Origin of the sequence: Candidatus Methanoperedens sp. (genome assembly GCA_027460525.1) — an archaeon.
GTDB lineage: Archaea > Halobacteriota > Methanosarcinia > Methanosarcinales > Methanoperedenaceae > Methanoperedens.
The window spans coordinates 47,823-69,775 of the sequence record JAPZAS010000021.1 but is presented as its reverse complement, the minus strand read 5'-3'; the positions used below and the strand labels follow the sequence as shown (position 1 = coordinate 69,775).

At 46.3% G+C, this 21,953-nt stretch carries 22 protein-coding genes; 18 read left to right on the top strand and 4 right to left on the bottom strand.

The window, feature by feature from the left end; all coding sequences use genetic code 11:
• The first annotated feature begins 230 nt into the window (after window positions 1-230).
• The 4 genes from O8C68_08190 to O8C68_08175 all read left to right on the top strand — a co-directional run bounded on the left by O8C68_08190 (window position 231) and on the right by O8C68_08175 (window position 2,594).
• The gene (locus O8C68_08190; GenBank protein MCZ7395782.1) at window positions 231-551 is read left to right on the top strand and encodes a hypothetical protein; all 321 of its coding nucleotides are present in this window, start codon (window positions 231-233) and stop codon (window positions 549-551) included.
• A 114-nt stretch (window positions 552-665) separates the two neighbouring features.
• The gene (locus O8C68_08185) at window positions 666-1,967 is read left to right on the top strand and encodes a hypothetical protein (protein ID MCZ7395781.1); all 1,302 of its coding nucleotides are present in this window, start codon (window positions 666-668) and stop codon (window positions 1,965-1,967) included.
• Window positions 1,968-2,218: 251 nt separating this feature from the next.
• Complete coding sequence (locus O8C68_08180; protein MCZ7395780.1) at window positions 2,219-2,443, top strand: hypothetical protein; 225 nt, start codon at window positions 2,219-2,221, stop codon at window positions 2,441-2,443.
• Window positions 2,444-2,456: 13 nt separating this feature from the next.
• Window positions 2,457-2,594, top strand: a complete 138-nt coding sequence (locus O8C68_08175) for a hypothetical protein (GenBank protein ID MCZ7395779.1) — start codon at window positions 2,457-2,459, stop codon at window positions 2,592-2,594.
• Between the two features lie 534 nt (window positions 2,595-3,128).
• Here O8C68_08175 and O8C68_08170 read toward each other — a convergent pair.
• From O8C68_08170 to O8C68_08155, 4 genes are read right to left on the bottom strand one after another with little or no spacing between them, the layout of a single operon-like run.
• Window positions 3,129-4,169, bottom strand: coding sequence for an ABC transporter substrate-binding protein (locus tag O8C68_08170; GenBank protein ID MCZ7395778.1), 1,041 nt, complete (start codon window positions 4,167-4,169; stop codon window positions 3,129-3,131).
• Window positions 4,166-5,980, bottom strand: coding sequence for a sensor histidine kinase (locus O8C68_08165; GenBank protein MCZ7395777.1), 1,815 nt, complete (start codon window positions 5,978-5,980; stop codon window positions 4,166-4,168). Before O8C68_08165 ends, O8C68_08170 begins: the two co-directional genes overlap by 4 nt.
• A gap of 17 nt (window positions 5,981-5,997) precedes the next feature.
• Complete coding sequence (locus tag O8C68_08160) at window positions 5,998-6,513, bottom strand: response regulator (GenBank protein MCZ7395776.1); 516 nt, start codon at window positions 6,511-6,513, stop codon at window positions 5,998-6,000.
• The gene (locus O8C68_08155; protein ID MCZ7395775.1) at window positions 6,510-6,812 is read right to left on the bottom strand and encodes a MarR family transcriptional regulator; all 303 of its coding nucleotides are present in this window, start codon (window positions 6,810-6,812) and stop codon (window positions 6,510-6,512) included. Before O8C68_08155 ends, O8C68_08160 begins: the two co-directional genes overlap by 4 nt.
• Window positions 6,813-6,964: 152 nt before the next feature.
• Between O8C68_08155 and O8C68_08150 the strand changes: the two genes are divergently transcribed.
• From O8C68_08150 to O8C68_08085, 14 genes are all read left to right on the top strand, one after another.
• The gene (locus O8C68_08150) at window positions 6,965-8,239 is read left to right on the top strand and encodes a hypothetical protein (protein ID MCZ7395774.1); all 1,275 of its coding nucleotides are present in this window, start codon (window positions 6,965-6,967) and stop codon (window positions 8,237-8,239) included.
• Window positions 8,240-8,446: 207 nt separating this feature from the next.
• Window positions 8,447-9,046, top strand: a complete 600-nt coding sequence (locus O8C68_08145; GenBank protein ID MCZ7395773.1) for a hypothetical protein — start codon at window positions 8,447-8,449, stop codon at window positions 9,044-9,046.
• A 28-nt stretch (window positions 9,047-9,074) separates the two neighbouring features.
• A complete protein-coding gene (locus O8C68_08140) occupies window positions 9,075-9,881 on the top strand; it encodes a protease inhibitor I42 family protein (protein ID MCZ7395772.1) in 807 nt (268 codons plus the stop codon).
• 193 nt (window positions 9,882-10,074) lie between these two features.
• Complete coding sequence (locus tag O8C68_08135) at window positions 10,075-10,233, top strand: hypothetical protein (GenBank protein ID MCZ7395771.1); 159 nt, start codon at window positions 10,075-10,077, stop codon at window positions 10,231-10,233.
• Window positions 10,234-10,254: 21 nt separating this feature from the next.
• The gene (gene mcrD, locus O8C68_08130) at window positions 10,255-10,767 is read left to right on the top strand and encodes a methyl-coenzyme M reductase operon protein D (protein MCZ7395770.1); all 513 of its coding nucleotides are present in this window, start codon (window positions 10,255-10,257) and stop codon (window positions 10,765-10,767) included.
• 125 nt (window positions 10,768-10,892) lie between these two features.
• Window positions 10,893-11,930 carry a (Fe-S)-binding protein gene (locus tag O8C68_08125; protein ID MCZ7395769.1) on the top strand — a complete coding sequence of 346 codons (1,038 nt, stop codon included), beginning with the start codon at window positions 10,893-10,895 and terminating at the stop codon, window positions 11,928-11,930.
• Window positions 11,927-12,493 carry a 4Fe-4S dicluster domain-containing protein gene (locus O8C68_08120; protein MCZ7395768.1) on the top strand — a complete coding sequence of 189 codons (567 nt, stop codon included), beginning with the start codon at window positions 11,927-11,929 and terminating at the stop codon, window positions 12,491-12,493. The genes O8C68_08125 and O8C68_08120 overlap by 4 nt, the downstream gene beginning before the upstream one ends.
• Window positions 12,490-13,428 (top strand): CoB--CoM heterodisulfide reductase iron-sulfur subunit B family protein, encoded by a 939-nt coding sequence (locus tag O8C68_08115; GenBank protein MCZ7395767.1) that lies wholly within the window; start codon window positions 12,490-12,492, stop codon window positions 13,426-13,428. Before O8C68_08120 ends, O8C68_08115 begins: the two co-directional genes overlap by 4 nt.
• Window positions 13,425-16,484 (top strand): FAD-dependent oxidoreductase, encoded by a 3,060-nt coding sequence (locus O8C68_08110; GenBank protein MCZ7395766.1) that lies wholly within the window; start codon window positions 13,425-13,427, stop codon window positions 16,482-16,484. Before O8C68_08115 ends, O8C68_08110 begins: the two co-directional genes overlap by 4 nt.
• Complete coding sequence (locus tag O8C68_08105; GenBank protein ID MCZ7395765.1) at window positions 16,481-16,894, top strand: hydrogenase iron-sulfur subunit; 414 nt, start codon at window positions 16,481-16,483, stop codon at window positions 16,892-16,894. Before O8C68_08110 ends, O8C68_08105 begins: the two co-directional genes overlap by 4 nt.
• Window positions 16,895-18,877 carry a CoB--CoM heterodisulfide reductase iron-sulfur subunit A family protein gene (locus O8C68_08100; protein MCZ7395764.1) on the top strand — a complete coding sequence of 661 codons (1,983 nt, stop codon included), beginning with the start codon at window positions 16,895-16,897 and terminating at the stop codon, window positions 18,875-18,877. It begins immediately after the preceding gene.
• Entirely contained in the window at window positions 18,874-19,326 is a 453-nt protein-coding gene (locus O8C68_08095) for a hydrogenase iron-sulfur subunit (GenBank protein MCZ7395763.1), read from the top strand. Before O8C68_08100 ends, O8C68_08095 begins: the two co-directional genes overlap by 4 nt.
• Window positions 19,326-20,477, top strand: a complete 1,152-nt coding sequence (locus tag O8C68_08090; GenBank protein ID MCZ7395762.1) for a Coenzyme F420 hydrogenase/dehydrogenase, beta subunit C-terminal domain — start codon at window positions 19,326-19,328, stop codon at window positions 20,475-20,477. The genes O8C68_08095 and O8C68_08090 overlap by 1 nt, the downstream gene beginning before the upstream one ends.
• A gap of 3 nt (window positions 20,478-20,480) precedes the next feature.
• On the top strand, window positions 20,481-21,950 hold the full coding sequence (locus tag O8C68_08085; GenBank protein ID MCZ7395761.1) for a hypothetical protein: 1,470 nt from the start codon (window positions 20,481-20,483) through the stop codon (window positions 21,948-21,950).
• Window positions 21,951-21,953: the final 3 nt, after the last annotated feature.

Genomic DNA, 21,953 nt, shown 5'->3' with positions numbered 1-21,953 from the left:
ACGATACATCGGTGACAGGGGTAACTGGAAATGAGCCGGAACGACTATAATCCCCTGTACCTTGCCCTTGCAATTATCGGATTAATACTGAGTAAATTATTTAGAAAGAGGAGATAGAAAATGAACAACAGAATTGACGGCTTAATTGCTACGAAAGCAAAAAACGGCGAATCGACACGAGGAAATTGGAACAAGAAATCCGGGGTAAAATATCGCTCAGGAGGATTATTATGATAGGCATTTTCGAGTTGCTATTGATATTGGCAGGTGCTGGAATCATAGGCTCAACCTTCTGGATATGGAGGTATAAAACAGACTGGTCAACACAGAAAAAAGTTGTGATCGCCATACTACTTGCAATAGGATTAATCGCAGCAGCGTTTACATCATCTCTTGCTTTCTGGTTGCAGGAAGCCGGTCATGGAATAGGGATTGTAGAAGTAAGCAAACCCACTAACAAATTCGAGTACACAGAGATAACCGAAGTAAAATCAGAAGAATATCCTGCACTTAAAGAAGCAATAAGTGTTACAGGTTTTCTTTCCGGGTGAATAAATGGACAGGAAGGTTATGAATAATGCTGGCTGGCAATGTTCACTGCACAATCTATGCAAGAAACTGCAGATGATTGAAAATAATTGGTGGATTAAAATAAGGAGATAAAAATGAGAAAAATGACGTCAGATAAAACATGTGGAGAGCACGCCCTCGGAACAGCTTTAGGAATAACCCTGCTCACGCTTGTGCTGCTTGCAGGCAGCGCGGGTGCGGTTCCAGTAGTAGAGTGGAACAAAACATTCGGAGGGAAACATATGGTCGAAGCTTACTCTGTTCAGCAAACTCAAGATGGTGGATACATTCTTGCAGGGGACACTGATTCGTACGGGGCTGGAGGTGCCTGGCTCATTAAGACAGATGCGAAGGGTAATGAGCAGTGGAACAAAACATTCGGAAAGGCATATCTTGATGATGCAAGTTCTGTTAATCAAACCCTGGATGGCGGCTATATCCTCGCAGGCTCTACATCCTCCCAAGGGTCTGGCAATCGTGATGCCTGGCTTATAAAAACAGATGCTCAAGGTAACAAGCAGTGGGATAAAACCTTTGGGGGATTAAAAAATGACAATGCTTATTCTGGTCAGCAGACCCCGGATGGAGGTTATATCCTTGCAGGTGAGACATCTTTATATGGGGCTGGCGATAGTTTTGCATGGCTCATAAAAACAGATGCAACTGGTAATGAGCAGTGGAACAGGACATTCGGGGGAACATGGCGTGACATAGCTTATTCCGTTCAACTGACAATAGATGGCGGCTATATACTTGCAGGTACGACACTTTCGAATATATCCAGCGATTCCACTGCCTGGCTCCTAAAGACAGATGCTAAAGGTAACGAGCAGTGGAATAAAAGATTTAAAGGAATAGGCTATAGAGCCAGTTCTGCTCAGCAAACTATAGACGGTGGCTATATTCTTGCTGGCTCCGCGTTCAACAGGCTATCTGACGCATTGCTCATAAAGACAGATGCAAACGGAAATGAGCAGTGGAATAAAACTTTCGGAGGAGTAGATGATGCAGCACTACTTGATGATGAATCCATGTCTGTTCAGCAGACCACTGACGCCGGCTTTATTATGACAGGATACACTGTAGATGAACGACAAGTGAGAGTGGATGCCTGGCTCATCAAGACCGATGCAAACGGTAACAAGCGGTGGAATAAAACTTTCGGAAAAAACTATGAAAGGGCTTATTCTGTTCAGCAGACAAAAGATGGTGGCTATATTCTTGCAGGCACGAACAACTTGCCCCATGCCTGGCTGATAAAGGTCAGTAAAGAACAAGAAGAAGCGATTGCAGGCACTACAGAAAAGGTCGCAGGATTTTATGTGGTTCTGGCAATAGCAGCATTTTCAGTAGTATGCATTTTAGTTCGTGGTATCAAGAACTCCACCGCCTCTTAAGGCGGAGATGAATTGGTACCATCTTTATTTCAATAAATCTGGATATTTTATTTTCGGTGGTCTCTGAAAATAATTTCAAAACTTTTTATACACTGTCTTTAATTTTAATCATAAAGTTTATCTTTTTTTAGTAAAACTTGTCTATAAATAGAAAGATTTAAGTATTAATACGTGCTAATTAAAGATTAAGCTTGCCTATAAATAGACAGGTTTGAAAGATGCGCGCAGAATATCCGTGCAGGAGGAACAACATGAACGAACTAAAATATGCCAGTATTCGAATGCTTATTTCAAGCATGTTCGAAATCCCGGCAAACGGGAATAGGATGACCGACATCTGTTTTGACAGAAAAACCATCAGATACAGAGAGGAATCTGAAATCCAGGCTATGAGAGGCGGGGTAATCCTGATCAAAGAACCTCTTGTGGAACTGATAACAGATGAAGACCTCGCTGATATGGGTTTCGGCTGTTGAAGGGTGAATGGATATGATAAGTAAAATAAAATGCATAATAGCCATGCGGCGATGCGAGGACTGCAGGCGGTGCGAAGGGGTTAAGGAAAACAAATATCCCGCCCTGATAAATACCCCGGGAGGGTTCCATGATAATTTCACAGCATTGTGAAAAATATGACATGGATATCAGGTTCCTAACAAAGTCCCATTGCGAGCTGCGAAAGGAAAACAGGTGCGAGCCGGGGCAATGCAAACACTTCGGTATCCGGTTCTATCGGGAAGCTGCATGAAACCCGAAATAACCAGGTACGATACATCGGTGACAGGGGTAACTGGAAATGAGCCGGAACGACTATAATCCCCTGTACCTTGCCCTTGCAGCAATCATAGTGCTGCTGAACGGATTGTTCAGTAAGAGGAGAATGTATGATAGATAGCATATTGTACAAATTAAGAATCCTCATTCTGATTATCTACGTCAAAATCACTATGATAGGATATGAATCAAAACAAAAGAAAATTGCCGGGAATTTTGTCCGGAGAACTTGAGTCTCAATCCGGGTTCAAATCCCGGTCCGGACGTGGACGGTAAATGGTTAAAAGAATGATTCCACGGAAAGCAATCCGTCACCCTCAGCCATTTAACCGTCCCTTTTCTTCTCATTTTACATCTACTCGAAAGATAATCCGAAGTCCTGTCGTATCACACTGTCTTTATTTCAAACCCTTCAAACATCTTTCTCATTACGACGTCCTGAACCGAACCAAAACCCGGGGTCGCAATAGTACTGCCGCTCAGGTCGTTGATAGACCTTATATCTGAATCCGCCCGCACAACAAGCGATGTGCCGCCAGAGTTCACCCCATTTATAATATAGACCCTTCCGTTATCGTTTATCCTGTACCTTAAGATCTGGCTCATGCCGAGAGTCGCCACATCCACCTCACGGTGGTCGAAGGCATTTGTTATCGCCAATCCGTTCCTGAATCTTTGAAACTGGAGATTTTTGTCAGGGGTAAGACCTATCCTTTCAAAATAGCCTTCTTTTTGTGCCACATATACCTCCAGGTAGTGAATATTACCATCTATAAATCCGAATCTCAGGCTCCCGTTAACAGCAGGCGGCACCCAATCTGGATTGGCATCCAGTTGTTTTTTGACTTCATTGTAATATCTGTCAAGAATTATACCCGATAAAAATTCGTCGGTGTCGTTATAACCAATTGAGGCAAGACTCTTTTTAAAAGCCCCGGCTTTATCGAGTATCTCGAATCCCTTTTCCGTCTCCGCCATGTCGGGGAATTCTATATATACCGTATTATTGATCGCTGCCGAAGCCGCAGCCCTATCAACTCCTGTAAATTCGGAGCCGTATGTTATTACCTTTTCATGGTTTGCCGGGTCATTGATGAATCGTGTACTTTTTATATGCACCCAGACAAGGGCTTTGATCATATTTTCATCTTTGAGGTATTCAGAGATTGCCAGACCGCACGATGGATGATGATTCCACATGTCTGTAGAATTAACAAGATACCTGCCATAACCATCGACTACAGCCTTTGCAGGAATCGGCTCCCATGAAATGAAACCGGATATTGTTTTGTTCTTGAGTGCTGCGGTCATCTCATCCGGGGTCATGGAGACAACGTAGATCGACTTCTGGGCATGGGAGTTTTCATACAAACTGAAACCTGCAAACGATAGTGCAAATATTATTATAATGTAAATATATCTTTTCATGGTTTACCATACTTTTTCAATCGGAAAAAGAAAGTGCTGCCTTTCCCCGGCTCGCTTTCCACGCATATTTCACTGCCGTGCGCCTTAATAATCCCGCTTGATATCGAAAGCCCGAGCCCGCTTCCTCCGATTTTTCTCCGGGACGTGCTGTCCACCTGGTAGAATTTGTCAAATATCCTTGCCAGTTTTTCTTTCTCTATCCCGATACCTGTGTCTTTAACTCTGACTTCTATACCATCCTGCATTTCATTTGCTGACAAAAGGATTCTCCCGCCTTCTTGTGTGAATTTCAAAGCGTTATCAAGGAGATTATTCAACACTATTATAAGCTTTTCCCTGTCTGCAAATACTGGAGGAAGTGTCCCTGGAATGTCCACAGAAATTGTTATATTTTTTTTCAAGGCAAGATGCCTGATATTTTCAAGAGCAGCACTCGCTACTTCATGGAACTCCAAAGGTTCAAATTTAAACTCCATCTTCCCTGCCTCTATCTTTGAAAGGTCGAGGATGTCGTTGATCAATCGGGTCTGGCGGTCGATGTTCCGTATTATATTCTCAAGCATCTCTTTCTGTACGCTGGGTTCCGCAGTCCTTTCGGATTCGAGGAATTCGGCTGATGTCCTTATTGCCGAGAGAGGAGTCTTGAGTTCATGTGAGACAAGAGAGATAAAATCCGATTTCAGGCTATCGAGTTTTTTCAATTCCTCGTTGGCTGCGATAAGTTCCATGTTCTTTTCTTCCAGGTCTTTATTCGCTATTTCTATTCTGGCTTCAAGCTTTTTTCTTATATCCAGCAGTTCTTTTGCCGTCTGATTGAATATCTCCGTCAGCCGCCCGATTTCATTTTTTGAATATACAGGTACGGGTTTGAAGTTCCCCTTGACCAGGCCCAGAGCCCCATTTTCAAGGGAGTTTATGGGGTCAGTGAATCTTCTTGAGATAACCACTGCCAGAAGAACGACACAGAAAACCGCAAATAAAGATACTCCCACGGTCTGCCGTCCCAGAGCCAGAACTTCAGCATAAGCTTCGTCCCTGTTCTTCTCAGCTATGAGTCCCCACCTGTAAAGCGGCAGCCAGTAATAAGCACCCAGTACTTTTTCGCCCTTGTAATTTATGTACTCGTTTATCCCGTTCTTCTCATAGGTTACTTCTTTAACTGCAAAATTATTCCTTATGTTATCGAGCAGGATCTTGGACATGTTCTCGTGAAAGATGATATCCCCGTCTTTATTGACTATAAATATCTCTCCAGATTTTCCGATATCGATTTTTTCTATTATCCCGTACAGGTTCTCCAGACTTACTCTTGCTGCAAGTATTCCCGTAATGGTATCGTTATTTTTGATGGGATTGGCTATTATTATTTCAGGAGAACCTCCAGTTTTGGGGAGAGAAACATCGGATATGTACAATTTTCCACTTTTTGCCTCGGTAAAATAATGTTCGTTACCTGCATTCCCAGTGCGGTCAAGAGTCGAGAATGTAATATTTCCATCCGGGGCGAGCAGAAAGAACTCCCTGTACACGCCCCTGTGTTCGCTTTCAAAAGTGTTCAAGTACTCACGAAACTGCTCTTTATCCCCGTTTATGACCATCCCGGACCGGGAGATTACGCGTATATCGTCTTCTCTTGCAGCCATCCAGTTATCTATCGCATGGCCGGTATTTTCGGTCGCGCCGCGCAGATTGTCTATAACAGAGTTACGGATGGCTTCCCTGCTGTAATCGTAGGATATGTAAACAACAGCGGACAGCGGTATTACCGAAATTATCAGAAAAAAAACGATTAATTCTGACCGTATGCTCACGTATCCCTCGTTTTGGATTATATGCTTAGTGATCTTCGCAGCACGCTTTTTATCCGGGCTTTCAGTTCATTGAGATTGAAAGGTTTTGTTACATAATCATCAGCGCCGGTTTCCAGACCTTCCACCTTATCTCTTACCTCATCTCTGGCGGTTAGCATTATCACGGGAATATTCCCTGTACGCGCATCTTTTTTTAGCCTGCTGCATACATCGTAGCCATCCATTCCGGGAAGCATCAAATCAAGGATTATCAAATCCGGTATTTCTGCCTTTGACTTCTTTATCGCCTCGTTTCCTTCGTAAGCTTCAAGGACAATATAATCCTCGGCTTCAAGAGACCTCTTTAACGGAAGAAGCGTATCCATCTCGTCGTCCACTATCAGTATCTTCGGTCTTGTATCAGAAAAATTCCTGATTCTTTCCACGACCTCCTTTTCCGCAATTCCGAGTATCCGGGATATTTCAGGATTGGATATATTTTCATCTTTCTTTATCAATTCTATGATTTTATTGTCGAGGGCATCTTTTTTCATCGCTTACCACCGCCATCGCTTTTTATCACGTTTTTCAGCTCGTCATAGAACTTCATTACCAGCTTCGTAGCTTTGCTCTCCTCATTTAAAGTAAAGGTTCGAATCTGTTTCCCGAGCTTTTTCTCTATAATTATGTTATTTTCCAGCAGGGGTTCTATCACTCTTGCCACGCTTGAATGGGATAGTCCGGTTCCTTCCGCTATTCCTGAAAGATATGTGGTTTCCCCTTTATTTTGTATAAGATATTCAAGAACGCTAAGCTGAGCGGTTTTACCGAATATTTCTTCAAGAGCACTCATACTTTAATCGTATTTGGTTATTTACTTATATAGTTTTGCCTTTTTTAAGTGAACTTGACTATAAATCGAAATGTTTAAATATCAAGACTTGCTAATTAAAGATTAAATCTGTCTATATATAGACATATTTGAATCTGTATAGGAGGAATAGTATGAATAAATATGCAACTATAGTGGCTGTAATTCTTGTCCTGGGTATGTTTGCAGGTATAGAAGCAGGCAACATAATACCCGTTCAGGCTCAAGATGCAGCCGTGCAGGAGGTAAGCGCTCCAGCTACTGGAACGCCTTCGGTGGCAGAGCAGACAGGAAACTTCACAAAGATTGATATCTCGCCGCAATACGGCAATTTCAGATTGCAGCCTGGCGAGAGCAAAGAAATAACGGTAACAATCAGAAACAAAGAGAAAAAGGCAGTCAGTGTTAAGCCCAATACCGTGATATTACCGTACGGCGGGTATGTAGTGGATACAGGCTGGATAACAGCTACACCGGGCAGCGCAGAGATACCTGCAGGAGGCAGCCAGAAATTCACAATAAAGGCTTCAGTGCCAAAGGATGCATCCATAGGAAGTTCAAGTCTCCAGGTCGCTTTTACTGACGAGGTAATGCCCGTACCTTATCCGCAGCCAATCCCCAATTATATCCATGCCTTCCAGCTTTCAATCGATGTCTGGACACCGCCCAAGCTCCAGATAATGATGCCTTATATAAGCGACCAGCTTGAGGCAGGGAAAGAATATAATTACGAGATAAAGCTGAAAAATACAGGTGACCAGGCGATAGGAATCAATCCAAAATTGGGCAGTGATAATATGCCCTACGGCGGTCCCTACGGCATGACAGCACCTGCCCTGACCGAGGATTCGATAACCATAACAGCACCCCAGAATATTCCAGCAGGCGCTACCGATGCAGTAAAAATCCACGTCAAGGTGCCTGCCGATGCCAAGGGTTATTACAACGGCTATATAGATCTGGGAATAGACGACCCGTCGGTCAATGATTGGGAAGGAAGGGTACAACTTAACTTCAATATCTGGACGCAGCCAACAGAAGCTTTTGTCAGGAGCTTCAACCTGACTGAGGCAGCTACCATCACCGTGGAGGTCAGCTCAAACAACTACTACGGCTATCCCATGACAAATGGCCAGGGAACAAATGCCCCTGAACCCTCATTTGAGACAGGCCTTGAAGGCCCGGGAGGAAAGGCTTCGCTAAATGTTACCAAGACCGTAATAAAAGGGAACGTGAACATGGGAGGCGACAGACCGCCGTGGGAGATTGACAGTGCGTCCATATACCAGGAGATGGGAGTCCAGCGTATAGTAACATATAGAACGGACGGCTCACCTGGCGAATGGAAGCTTTCGGTGCTGCCCCGGAATACGCAGGGGTTTGATTACTCCATAACAATTGGAGGGTAAACCCCTCCTTTTTTATTCCTACTTATCTGCAATGGCGGTGAGAGCATGAGTAAAAATCATGAGCCAATTCCGCTGCTACTCGCTATTATCACGCTTGTCTTAAAATAGATTTAGGAAAAAGAGGGGATTGAGCGATAGCATGAATAACAGGTTTCTCAGGTCACGGCAGTTCAGGATTGGAAAGATAATAAAAAGGGCGATGGAATCATGGTTACAAAGACAAAACTCCTAATTGGACTTATTGTTATAATGTTAACCCTTGGCATTGGGCTCAGTTTAAGCCAGAAACAACAGGATGTAAAACCTTCATGGGTGCATCAGGTGCAATGGCAGGATAAGCCAGGCGAGGCTGCAAAGATAGAAGAACTGCTGTGGGCAGAAATAACCCCGTATAGAACGGAATATGAAACGGTAAATATAAGCGCCAGTACCGCGAGCGAAGGATTGCGCCTGAAAGTAATGGCTACTGCAAAAGACGCAGATAAACCGGATATCTATGATTTCGTGTACGATGGCAAGGAATTACTCCTGACCGGCTATCTCCTTGAGGCAATACCTTTCCAATACAGGAACGAAGTAATCGGCATTGCTCTTGGAAACCAGGAAGTTGCAGCTTCGGCTGCTACAGGTACTCCAACCGTAAGGCGAATCTTACCAAAGACATCCGAAAAATTCTATGCACCCAAAACGCTTCTGAGCGTGACATGGGGAGGGGTTTCTGCACTGATCGATCCTGATGAGCAGAAGGTGGTGCAGGTTTGGAAAGCAGGTGCACAGCAGGGTGATAAACCAGGAGGAATAAAATGAGAGTGCAGAAAAAAATAATGGATAAACTATGAAAAAAATAGCAAGAAAGAATTTGATTTACATTGTGCTTGCAATTCTGGCAGTTTGCGCAATAATTGTACTTGCCTGGTTTGCCCCCCTGCAAAGAACTGCAGGAGTAATAATTGTTAGCGAAACCAGTATTTCGCAGGGAGCGGCAGAAAATAATACGGAAATGGAAAGTGTGAAAGTGCACGGAACATTCTGGAATGAGGGGGACTTAGTTGCCAAAAATTTGACTGCCACAGTAATATTTACAGACGCAGCACATAACAAAGTTGTCAGGAAAACTGTCCCGGTGGGAGGAGACCTGCTCCCGAACAAAGGGCTATTTATGGAATTTGATTCAGAATATTTAAGAGAGAGGACAGTACCGAAAACAGAAGTAAACGTAACGATCCAGTACGATTGGATGGAAAACGGGCTGTTAAAAACCACTTCAACGCCGTCTACAACCCCTGCACCCATCCATGTAGCCGATAAAATTAATTTAAATATAGATTACAATGGACGGCAAATGGAACTTACTAAAGGGCAAACCTTAAACGTAACTCTTGAGGCAAATCCAAGTACAGGTTATTCATGGGAAGTGGTAGAACTCAACAAGAATATAATACACCAAATTGGAGAAGCAGAATACCAGCAAATTTCCAACTTCACCAGCGAACATCCTATGGTAGGTGCTCCTGTAATGCAGACCTTTCAATTTGAAGTTATAAACACAGGGCAAACAACTCTTAAATTAGTCTATCGTCGGTCGTGGGAAAAGGATGTAGCACCCCTGAATAACTTTTCCATTGACTTAGCTGTACGCTAAATCCATTTTTTTGGTCAAAGGTCAAAAATTGCTGGATTTATCGGGTCGCTGATTTACTATTTCCTTGTCAAAAAGAAAGACTGAAAGCTCATCCGAAAAGTTGACAGGTGTTTCTATAATAATTTATTTTATTCGTATCTTGACGAACCAAAACATTTAATACGTTTCCAGTCGTTTACATCAATTGTAAAATATGACAAGGCACGCACGAAGGAGAACAAACGACAGATTGCACTGTACGTATAGTGCAATAATAGACATATTCGAGATGGAGAACAACAGGGAACCCACAAGCGAGGAAGTTAACAACCTCATAATAGCGATAGGTGACCGTGGAGCAGTAGCCAGATAATTGAATAAAACAGGAAATTTTATGGTAAAAACAGCCCCAACCCCCATCCAGATAAGAGTATTTCCGCAGCGGCTACTGCAGGCGGCTACGGCTGAAAGAGTTTTGAACGAGATAGACAAGGTCGATGGGGTAATAAGAATGCTCATCAACGGGAAAAACCTGCCCAGAAAGGTCACATGCGGACCCGGCACTGGCGCTGATGTCAACCATCCTGACAGGAAAGTTATTAATGTCGGGGATTGTGCACTCGAGCTGCATATTATCGTCGGAGAGATACTGGTAGAAGTCGAGGATGAAAGTGCTGCCGAGAAGGTCAGAAAAGCATGTGAGCAGGGGCTTCCCTTCCCCTTCGAGTTCAAGCGCGGGCACTTCATAAAGAGAAGACCCACCCTTACCGATTACGGCAAGTACGGGTTCAGGAGCAGGACAGATGAAAGAATCAATCTTGATGATGAAAGGATGCTTGGCTTAACAGACCCGGATGCAAAAGCTGAAGGCAACATCTGCGTAATCGGGAAAGAGGAAGAAAAATAATAGCTCAATCACAGGAGAACGATAAACAACATTATTAATCATGATGCTGCGGCATCATAATAGAAATCTTTAAAGCAGATTACACCTTCTAAATAATAAAAAGGTTACATATCAAGGAAAATCTGATGGGTACAACGAGTAACGTACAAACCTGTTATCAGTGCGGTAAATGCACATCTATTTGCCCGATGCGCCGAGTCTCAAAAACATCCCCGCGCAGTTCTATTTATAATTCCAATGTGTACGGGCTTGATACAAAAGACATCTGGACATGCCTTACATGCGGCTTATGTCCCCAGGAGTGTCCCCAGCAGGTGGATTTCTTAAGTTTTATAAAAGAAGAGAGGACTGGAAAACAGCCGCTTGAGATTGCACATCTTGGCGTTTTCACGGAACTTGCGGAATTGAGTTCAAGGCTTGATGGAAACATTATCGAGAAATCAGCTGATTCGAAGTACGGCTATTTCCCGGGATGCGTGGACTCGCTGGGTTTATTCTTGCACGATGTCAAAACCGATTTCGGGGAAATCACCACATCATCCCTCAAGCTTCTTGACAGAATCGGCATAAAACCCCAGATTATGCAAATGAAATGCTGCGGTCATGATGTGCTCTGGCAGGGTAAAAAGGATGTTTTTGAAAAACTTAAAAATTACAATACTAATTACATAAAAAACAGCGGCATCGAAACCCTTGTTACCAGTTGCGCAGAATGTTACCGTACCTTTTCAAAGGATTACGATCTCGGGATCAAGGTGCTCCACATCTCAGAACTCCTGGACAAACTCGGATTGAAGGTAAACGCAGAGGTTACATATCATGATCCCTGCAGGCTTGGAAGGCACATGGGGATATACGACGCTCCGCGGAAGGCTCTCACCTCCAACGGCGCCGGCCTTAGGGAGATGGAACACTCGAGAGAAAAAGCCCTGTGCTGCGGGGTAAGCAGTTTCATGAACTGCAATGAGCAGACAAAAGCCCTGCGTATAGCCAGGATGGATGAAGCCCAGGCGACAGGTGCTAAAACATTGATAACCACCTGCCCAAAATGCCTTGCGCATTTTAACTGCCTGAAGAATGAAAAAGATGCAGTAAAGAAGTATGATTTTGATGTGGTTGACCTCAGCGTATTCCTTGCGCGGCAAATGGAGGCGGGCAAATGATCAAAACAAGCGAGCTTGACCCTAATTTCAAATACGAGATCGCAAACGAGCCGGGCGGCGAAAACATCAAGCGCTGTTTTAACTGCACGGGATGCACCGTAGGATGCCCTGTCACCGAGATAGACAGCGTATATAACCCTCGAAAGATCATCAGAAAAGCCCTGCTTGGAATGCGCAATGAAGTGCTGACAGACGACTCTCTCTGGCTGTGCGCTTCCTGCTATATATGTTATGAGCGATGCCCGCAGGATGTGAAAATCACTGAAGTCATGGGAGCTATCCGCGCAATAGCACAGCGCGAGGCAAAAGCCGGGAAGCTCAAGCTTAACAATCCAAAGCCTCTTTTTGATAACCTTTTCATTGATTCGGTAAAGAAGAACGGCAGGTGGTATGAAGCCGGCGTGAGCGGAAGCTTCATGCTAAAGACAAAAGGTCTGAAAGGAGCACTTGATTACGCACCGATGGGGCTTGAATTATTCAAGAAAGGAAAACTCAGCATCCTGCCCCATAAAATCAAAGGCACCGATCAGATAAAGAGCATCTTCGAAGAGGTGGAAAAATGAAACTCGCTTATTACCCCGGCTGTACCCTCCACGGAACTGCTCGCGAATACGACGCCTCCACAAAAGCGGTATGCAAAGCTTCAGGCATCGAACTTACAGAGATTCCAGACTGGAACTGCTGCGGTGCACTCGAAGCAATCTTCGATAAGGAATTATCCATGGGCTTATCTGCAAGGAATAACATGCTTGCGCAGGAAACCGGGCTTGACCTTGTGATACCATGCAGTATCTGCTCGCATAATCTTTCAAGAGCCGATAAAGCCATGAAAACCGACCAGGCTTTCAGGGCAAGGATTGAAAAGGCGCTTGGACAAAAATACAATGGTGTTAAAATCAAGCATCTTCTGGATGTCATGGTAAATAATGTGGGAACAGATGCTCTGGCGAAGAAATTCATAAAACCATTGAAGGGTATTAAAGCCGTTCCTTATTACGGATGTCTCCTTGTCCGTCCTTCCGAAGTGAGTAAATTCGATAATCCCGAAAATCCCACATCTCTTGATAACCTCATAAAAGCCACAGGCGCAGAATGCCTGCCTTTTACCCAGAAGACAAAATGCTGCGGGGGAAATCTCCTGATGAGCAAACAGGACTATGCATTTTTACTCACAAAGAAGCTGTTCGATGAAGCAAAAGCGGTTGGGGCAGACGTCATCGTGGTTGCATGTCCCATGTGCCATATGCTGCTTGACGGACAGCAGTCGATGATTGAGAAGGCGGTCAATACCAAAATCGATTTACCTGTACTTTATTTTACCCAGCTTATCGGCCTTGCCATGGGTTTGAGCGAGAAGGAGCTTGAGCTTGATAAGAACATGGTTTCTCCTGCAGAGCTTATAGAATTAATCGGCAAAACAAAACCGGAAGAGAAAAAAGTGGAAATTAAAGTTGAAAATAAGGTAGAAGAAGAAACAGAAAAAGAGGTGGCAAAATGATTGGCTCGGTCGCAGTCGTCGGAGGCGGGATAGCCGGAATACAGGCTGCGCTTGACCTTGCTGACAGCGGATTCAAGACTTATCTCATAGAATCAAGACCGAGCATCGGCGGGGTGATGTCGCAGCTGGACAAGACCTTCCCCACCAACGACTGCGCCATGTGCATCCTGTCGCCAAAACTTGTGGAAACAGGACGGCATCCGAATATTGAATTACTCTCTTACAGCGATGTCAAATCCATAACGGGGAAAGCCGGGGATTTCAAGGTAAATGTGGTAAAAAAAGCACGCTACGTGGATGATACAAAATGTACGGGCTGCGGCAACTGTACAGAAAAATGCCCCTCAAAAGTTCCGGATGAATACAATGCCGGCATGAGCAAACGCAAATCCATCTACATTCCATTTGCACAGGCAATCCCTCGTGTCGCAACGATAGATTCCGCTCATTGTTTATATCTCACAAAAGGAAAGTGCGGCGTATGTAAGAAAGTATGCGGACCCAAAGCCGTGGATTATGAGCAGAAAGACAAGGAGATCGAGCTGAATGTGGGTTCTGTGGTCCTCGCCACGGGCTTCAAACCTTTTGACCCATCCATTCTCAAGCAGTACAGGTTCGACCACCCTGATGTCATTACATCGCTCCAGTTCGAGAGGCTCTTAAGCGCAAGCGGCCCGACGCAGGGACATGTCACAAGGCAGTCAGACGGCAAGGTTCCAAAGAAAATAGCTTTTATCCAGTGCGTTGGTTCACGCAACCCGCGAATCAACAGGAAACACTGCTCTTCAGTGTGCTGCATGTATGCCACCAAAGAATCAATGATTGCAAAAGAGCACGACTCCGAGCTTGATATTACCATATTCCACATTGATATAAGGGCATTCGGCAAGAATTTTGAGGAGTTCTATAACAGGGCACAGAAGGAGTACGGCATCAAATACATCAACTCGCGCCCCCCCGAAGTGAATGTGGACTCGAAGAACGCTCTCGCACTTAAATACGAGGATTTCAATTCCGGAAAACTCAGGACAGAAGCCTTTGACATGGTCATACTTTCCATAGGACTTGACCCCTCGGATTCCACAAGGAGGATAGCCGAATCTTCTGGCATTGCTCTCAATGAATTCGGAAATATCGCCACATGTATCGAGAACCCTGTTGAGACCAGTGTTGCCGGGATCTATGTATGCGGCGTGGCACAGGGGCCAAAGGACATACCCGATACCGTGGCGCAGGCAAGTGCTGCAGCTTCAAAGGCTGCTGCGCTCTTATCAGGGGAGAGGGGAACATTGATAAAAGAGAGGAAGTTCCCAGAGGAGAAGCCGATCTCCATGGAGCCAAGCATAGGCGTGTTTGTGTGCCACTGCGGGATAAACATAGGCAGCGTGGTCAATGTTCCTGGGGTGGTTGAATATGCTAAGACCCTGCCCAATGTTGCACATGCCCAGGAGATGCTGTATGCCTGCTCCTCTGACTCGCAGGTGGCGATAAAAGCCGCCATTGCCAAGAATAACCTGAACCGAGTGGTGGTTGCATCATGTACACCGCGCACCCATGAGCCTTTATTCCAGAATACCTGCCGCGAAGCCGGGCTTAACCCGTATCTTTTCGAGCTTGCCAATATCCGTGAGCACTGTTCCTGGGTACATATGAAGGAAAAGGAGAAAGCCACTGAAAAAGCCAAGGCAATCGTGCAAATGGCTGTGGCTAAATCGGCTCTTTTCCAGCCCCTATACAAGCAAAAAGTATCCCTGATCAACAAGGCACTGGTACTCGGCGGCGGCGTGGCAGGAATGACCGCTGCCCTTGATATTGCAAATAACGGTTATCCTGTTACCCTTGTCGAGAAGGAAAAAGAACTCGGAGGGATGCTCAGGGAAATGACGGAATTATACGACGGAAAGAAGCCTTCGGATGTATTGAAAGACCTCATCCTCAGGGTACATGAAAATAAAAATATCAAAGTCATAAACGAGGCAAAACTCATCAAAGTGGAAGGTTATCTCGGCAATTTTAAAGGTGCTGTCAAGTCAAATGGAAAAGAGATACCTGTGGATTTCGGCGCGGCGGTGGTGGCTACGGGCGCACGGAACTTTGAACCTTCAGGACTATTCAACTATGGAAAAGACCCAGGTGTGATAACGCAGGCTCAGCTTGAAAAAATGCTGGGCAGTGGCATCAGCGCTAATAATATAACGATGATACAGTGCGTCGGGGCAAGGAATAAAGAGCGGGAATACTGCGGGAGGACATGCTGTGTGGATGCGGTCAAGAACGCCATAAGGATTAAGAAGGGAAATAACAGCTCGAATGTTTTTGTTTTATACCGCGACATGAGGACGTATGGAGTGCTTGAGAAACTGTACGAGAAGGCAAGGGAACTTGGAGTAATATTCATCAGATACGATGCCGAAAAACCGCCCACGGTACAGGAGGGTAAAGTTACAGTCCATGATGCCATGCTCAACGAGGATATCGAGATATCTTCAGACCTTGTCGTGCTGAGCACGCCATTGGTGGCAGGAGAGAATGAAGAGACAAACCAGCTCTTCAAGATACCGCTTGACAGGAACAAATTCTTCCTCGAGGCACATCCCAAGCTTCGACCTGTGGATTTCGCCACGGATGGGGTGTTCCTGTGCGGAAGTGCGCAGGCGCCAAAGCTCATGGAGGAAGCCATATCGCAGGCAAGCGCAGCAGCTTCGCGTGCATGTACCATATTGTCCCGCAAATTCATCGAGACCGAAGGTGCAATATCGGTAGTGGATGAAGCACGATGCATAGGCTGCGGGACATGCGCCACCGTATGCCCGTACAATGCACCTTTGCTTTCTGAAGTAACAGTCACAGCAGAAGAAGTCACCTACAAGGCAAGGAAGTCACGCATCAATCCCGCCGCATGCAAAGGATGCGGTTCATGTGCAGCTGCCTGCCCTGCCGGAGCGATAAAAGCCCAGCATTTCTCATCAAAGGAGATAGGAGAGGCAATCGATGCTTTTAATAAAGGTGTGAGGAGTATTTCGATTGAGACGGGCGTGGTGGAGGTAGTGGTATGAGCGAATTTGAACCCAACATACTTGCATTCTGCTGCAACTGGTGTTCATACGCAGGCGCAGACCTTGCAGGCGTGAGCCGCTTCCAGTACCCGCCGAGCGTTAAGGTCTTGAGGGTGATGTGTTCAAGCAGGGTTGAACCAGCATTTATCCTGAAAGCCCTGAAGGACGGTGCGGACGGCGTGCTGATTGCGGGTTGCCACATAGGGGACTGCCATTACATCGACGGCAATAAGAACGCAGAGGTCAGGATTAATAACACTAAAAAAGCACTTGCAAAGCTCGGGCTTGATAAGAGGCTCCGGCTTGAGTGGATATCAGCAAGTGAAGGTGCGCGATTTTCAGAAGTTATTCGAGATTTTACAGAAGAGATTAAGAAATTGGGTCAAAACCCGGTGAAGGAAGTGAAATAGATGAGCGAAGCAAAGGATAATCAGGAAGAAAAACGGGTGGGCGTCTTTGTATGCGAGTGCGGCGTGAATATCGGAGGTGTGGTGGATACAAAGGCAGTTGTTGAGTATGCATCCACTTTGCCAGGGGTAAAGGTCACATCCGTAAATAAGTTCACATGCTCTGATTCAGGTCAGGCTGACATACAGCAAAAGATCAAAGAACACAACCTCAACCGTGTTGTTGTGGCTGCATGCTCTCCCAAGACCCATGAGCCCACATTCAGGGCTTGCATCGAGCAGATGGGCTTGAACCAGTACTTCCTTGAATTCGTAAATATAAGGGATCACTGCTCATGGATCCACATGTGGGAGAAGGAGAAAGCCACCGAAAAGGCAAAAGACCTCATAAGGATGGGTATTGAGCGCGGAAAGTTGCTTGAACCCCTGCAGGCAAGCGAGGTGCCTGTGACTGATAAGGCTCTTGTTGTTGGAGCCGGCGTTGCGGGAATGCAGGCTGCGCTGGATCTTGCTGATATGGGATTCCAGGTCTATCTCGTTGAGAAGGAGCCATCCATCGGGGGCAGGATGGCGAGGTTCGATAAAGTCTTCCCCACGAACGACTGCTCCATCTGCATACTTGGTCCCAAGATGGTGGAAGTGGCAAGGAACAAGAATATCAAGATAATGAGCTATTCAGAGGTAAAAGCAGTGGATGGTTATGTCGGCAACTTCAACGTCAAGATCGAGCATAAACCAAGGCATCTCGATATTACCAAATGCACCGGCTGCGCCAAATGCAGCGAGGTTTGCCCTGTTGAAGTTCCATATGATTTTAACGAGGGATTCGGGACACGCAAGGCGATATACGTGCCGTTCCCGCAGGCTGTGCCGTTGCGGGCAGTACTGGACAAGGAGAACTGCATCAACTGCAAAGCCTGCGTCAAAGCATGCGCAAGCCAGGCGATTAATTATGACCAGGAGACCTCTTACAGCGATATCAATGTGGGCGTCATCATCGGCGCAGTGGGTTTCAAGACCTACGACCCTGAGCCAAGGCATGACTATGGCTATGGTTTATACGATAATGTCATAACAGCCATGGAATTTGAACGATTGCTCAATGCCGCAGGGCCCACGGGCGGGCATGTTGTAAGACCTTCGGATTGCAAAGAACCCATAAGAGTTGGATTCGTGAACTGCGTTGGCTCCCGCGATAAAAATACTAATATTTACTGCTCTGGTGTATGTTGCATGGTCACCATAAAAAATGCGCAGCTTCTAAAGGAAAAGCGCCCGGAGACAGACCAGACGATAATGTATATCGATATCAGGACACCGTTTCGGGGATATGAAGAGAGCTATAACAGGTCGCGAAACCTGGGCGTGAAGTTCCTGCGCGGAAGACCTGTTGACGTGAAGGAAGACCCTGTTACCAAGAATATCAAGGTGCGGGTCGAGGATACACTCGCCAATGAGATAAGGAATCTTGAATTTGATCTTCTGGTTCTTGCAACTGGCATTGTCCCGCATGAGGGCATTAACCAGATACAGCAGCTCCTCAAATTATCAAAGGCGGCTGACGGCCTGCTCATGGAAGCGCACCCCAAGCTCAGACCTGTGGATACTACCATAGACGGCGTATTCCTGGCTGGCGCAGCATCAGGTCCCAAGGACATTCCCTATGCCGTTTCGCAGGGGAGTGCATGCGCAAGCCGCGCCACGATTCTTCTTATAAATAAAAAAGCCATCACCGAGGGTATAACCGCTGTGGTGAATCCTGATGTATGCGTGGGATGCGGCGTGTGCATACCCATGTGCCCTTTCCAGGCTATAAAGATGGATGAGAAAGAAGGCAGGGCAAATGTGATGAAGGCGCTGTGTAAAGGCTGCGGTACATGCGTCACTGCCTGCCCAACAGGTGCACTGGAGCAGAGCCACTTCAAGAACTCGCAAGTTCTGGCGCAGGTGAAGAACGTGTTCAGGTTCCGGGAGGTAGCGGCATGAGCACTGAAACCAAGCCTGCGCAGGCTGGCAACGGATGGGAGCCCAAGATTGTGGCGTTCTGCTGCAACTGGTGTTCCTACGGCGGCGCGGACAGCGCTGGCATGGGGAGGTTCCAGCAGCCGCCTACGGCAAGGATAATCCGCGTGATGTGTTCAGGAAGGATAGACCCCCTGCATGTGTTCAACGCCTTCCTTGAAGGGGCAGACGCAGTATTGGTCACAGGCTGTCACATAGGGGACTGCCACTATGTCAACGGAAACGATAAGACAAAGATCAAATACAGGTTCCTCGAAAACGTGGTCAGAGAGCTTGGACTTGAAAAGGAACGGCTGCAGCTTAACTGGATATCGGCAAGCGAGGGAGAGAAGTTTGCTAATTTCATCCGCGGTGTCACAGAGCAGATTAAGAAGCTGGGACCGAGTCCCCTGAAGCCCGAGGGGGTGGTTTGATGCAGAAGGGTGAGATGTTCGTGGGCTGGTCAACCAAAGAGGATGTGAGGAAGCGCGGCGGCTCAGGAGGTCTTGTGACATCAATGCTTGCAGCAGCGCTTGAAAAGAAGCTGGTTGATGCCGTTGTTGTGCTAAAGAAAGTTAATGAGTTCGAGGCTGTACCTATAATAACCTCTGATGTGAATGAAGTGTTGAATTCCGCAGGCTCCTTACATTCGGTGCCGAGCAACTTTGCAAAACTCATCACAAATAGGAACCTCAAAGTCGCTCTTCCTGCGAAGGGATGCGATGTGCGCGGGATCATCGAGCAGGCAAAGCGCAACGCTGTAAACCTTGATAACACGTATATCGTTGGATTGAACTGCGGCGGATCGATGCATCCTGTTACGACGCGAGAGATGCTTGAGGTCATGTACAAGATCAAACCAGAGGACGTGCACGGGGAAGAAATCGAAAAAGGAAAACTCATCTTCGAGACAAAGGATGGGAAAGAGCATGCCATTACCATCGATGAGCTTGAGGAAAAAGGGTACGGAAGGCGTGAGAGCTGCAGATACTGCACCATCAAGATACCCAGTAATGCCGACCTTGCATGCGGGAACTGGGGCGTAACAGGAGAGCTTGCAGGCAAAGCCACCTTTGTGGAAATCAATTCAGATAAAGGCGCAAAGCTCCTGCAGAATGCCATTGATGCCGGATATATTCAAATTCAGAAACCTGATGAGAAAGGGATTGCGGGGCGGGCTAAGATAAAAAGTGCCATGGAAGGCATGAGCAAGAAATGGAAGGAAAAAGTGTTCGTTCCTGTTGATAACAGGCTTGAGTATTTCAGGAAAGAGCTTGAGCACTGCATAGACTGCGGCGCATGCAAGGCTGTGTGCCCTACCTGCTCGTGCGGCGATGTTTCAAAATGCACCGAGTTCCACATGCGTGGAGACTCTTACAGGATGTCCATGTATCATTTAGTTCGATTTCTGCATCTTGCAGACTCGTGCATCGGATGCGGACAGTGCAGCGACGTGTGCCCTGTGGATATCCCGCTCACGAGGCTTTACAGGAGAATTGCAAACCCTGTGCAGGAGGAGTTGAAGTACGAGCCCGGGATGGATTTGCGAAAACCGCCATACTTTGAAGCAAAGCTGGAGGTATGAGTTATGAACGTTTATTCGACCATTTGCCCCGGATGCAACTTCGGCTGCGGGTTATACATTCGCGAGTTTGATGAAACCGTCAAAAAAGAACAGATAACATTTGGTTCATCAAAGAATGAAAGACTCGAAGTGGATTTCAGGAAATCCTCTCCTTCTAATGCAGGGAAGCTGTGCAGGTTCGGGATGAGCCTTCCACGCCTCTACACGCCTGTGAAGTCTATTGTAGATGGCAAGGAGACAGCTTTTGAGGAAGCTACTAAAGAGGCAGCCAAGAGGATTTCAGCCGGCAAAGGTTCTGTGGCTTTTCTCTCCTTCGGCAACACCACATGCGAGGAACTCCTTGCGTTCCGGAAACTTGCTGAATCTTTCGGCACATTATACACAGGCGTTGATTTTGAAGCGCTTCCAAAGGATACTTACCAGACCCTGAGTGTTGGAATACCATACGGTGAAATCGAGGCAGCAAAACATATTGTTTTATTCATCGACCCCTACGAGCAGTATCCACTTATCGTAAGGCGCCTGCTTTCAGCCAAAAAGAAAGGAGCAAAAATAACCTCTGTATGGTGGAAGGACTTGCCTTTGGCTGATGGGAATATAAGACCTTCTGATATTTCAAAACTTCAGCTCACAAAGGATTCGCTTGTTATTTCTGATTTCCATCCGCTTTCTGATGTGGAGCAGGTTAAAAGCATACTTTCTCTTGCGAAAAACAATGGCGCAAGAATAACTTTCCTTAAGCCTTTTGCAAATTCAACGGGCGCGTATATTCTTTCAAAGGATGCAAAACAGAAGTCGCTGGGGCAGCTTATTGAGGATATTAATAAAGGAACGATAAAAACACTGTTCTGTCTTGAATCATACCCGGGCGAGTTAATCCCGCAGGAGACGCTCGGGAAACTCACCAACCTGATAGTCCAGACCGGCAGGGCAAGCGCGCTCACAACTAAAGCGAACATCGTGATAGCCCACGAGCCTCTCTACAAAAAGAAGGGCACGCTCATCAACAATGAGGGGCGGGCGGCGGCTCTGGGCGGCGCGGGGACAAACGGACTTGAGGCGCTTGGAATTATTGCAGGCACCAGGTTCGAGTACGATGCCCTTCACGAATCCGTGAAAAAGGCGCTCGGCATAGCTGCAGTTGATGAATTCACGATACCGAAATACGAAAGACCGCCTTACGGCGCGATACAGGCTGCGCAGAAACAGGCTGAAGCCAAAACTGCGCTTGTGAGCGTGTACAACCCGTTCATGTGGTACGGCTTGCCTGACGACAACGACTTCGTGGAGCTGAACCTGAATACGGTCAGGGCGCTCAAGCTCTTAAAAGGCGGGACGCTCAAGATAAAGTCAAATGGAAGCGTGATTGAAAAGAAGTTCAAAGTGGCGCCTGTGCAGGATAATGTACTGCTCACAGGCAGGAAGTTCGGGATAGAGAAAGGAACTATTACGCCTGTTCAGGTATCGAGGTGATGG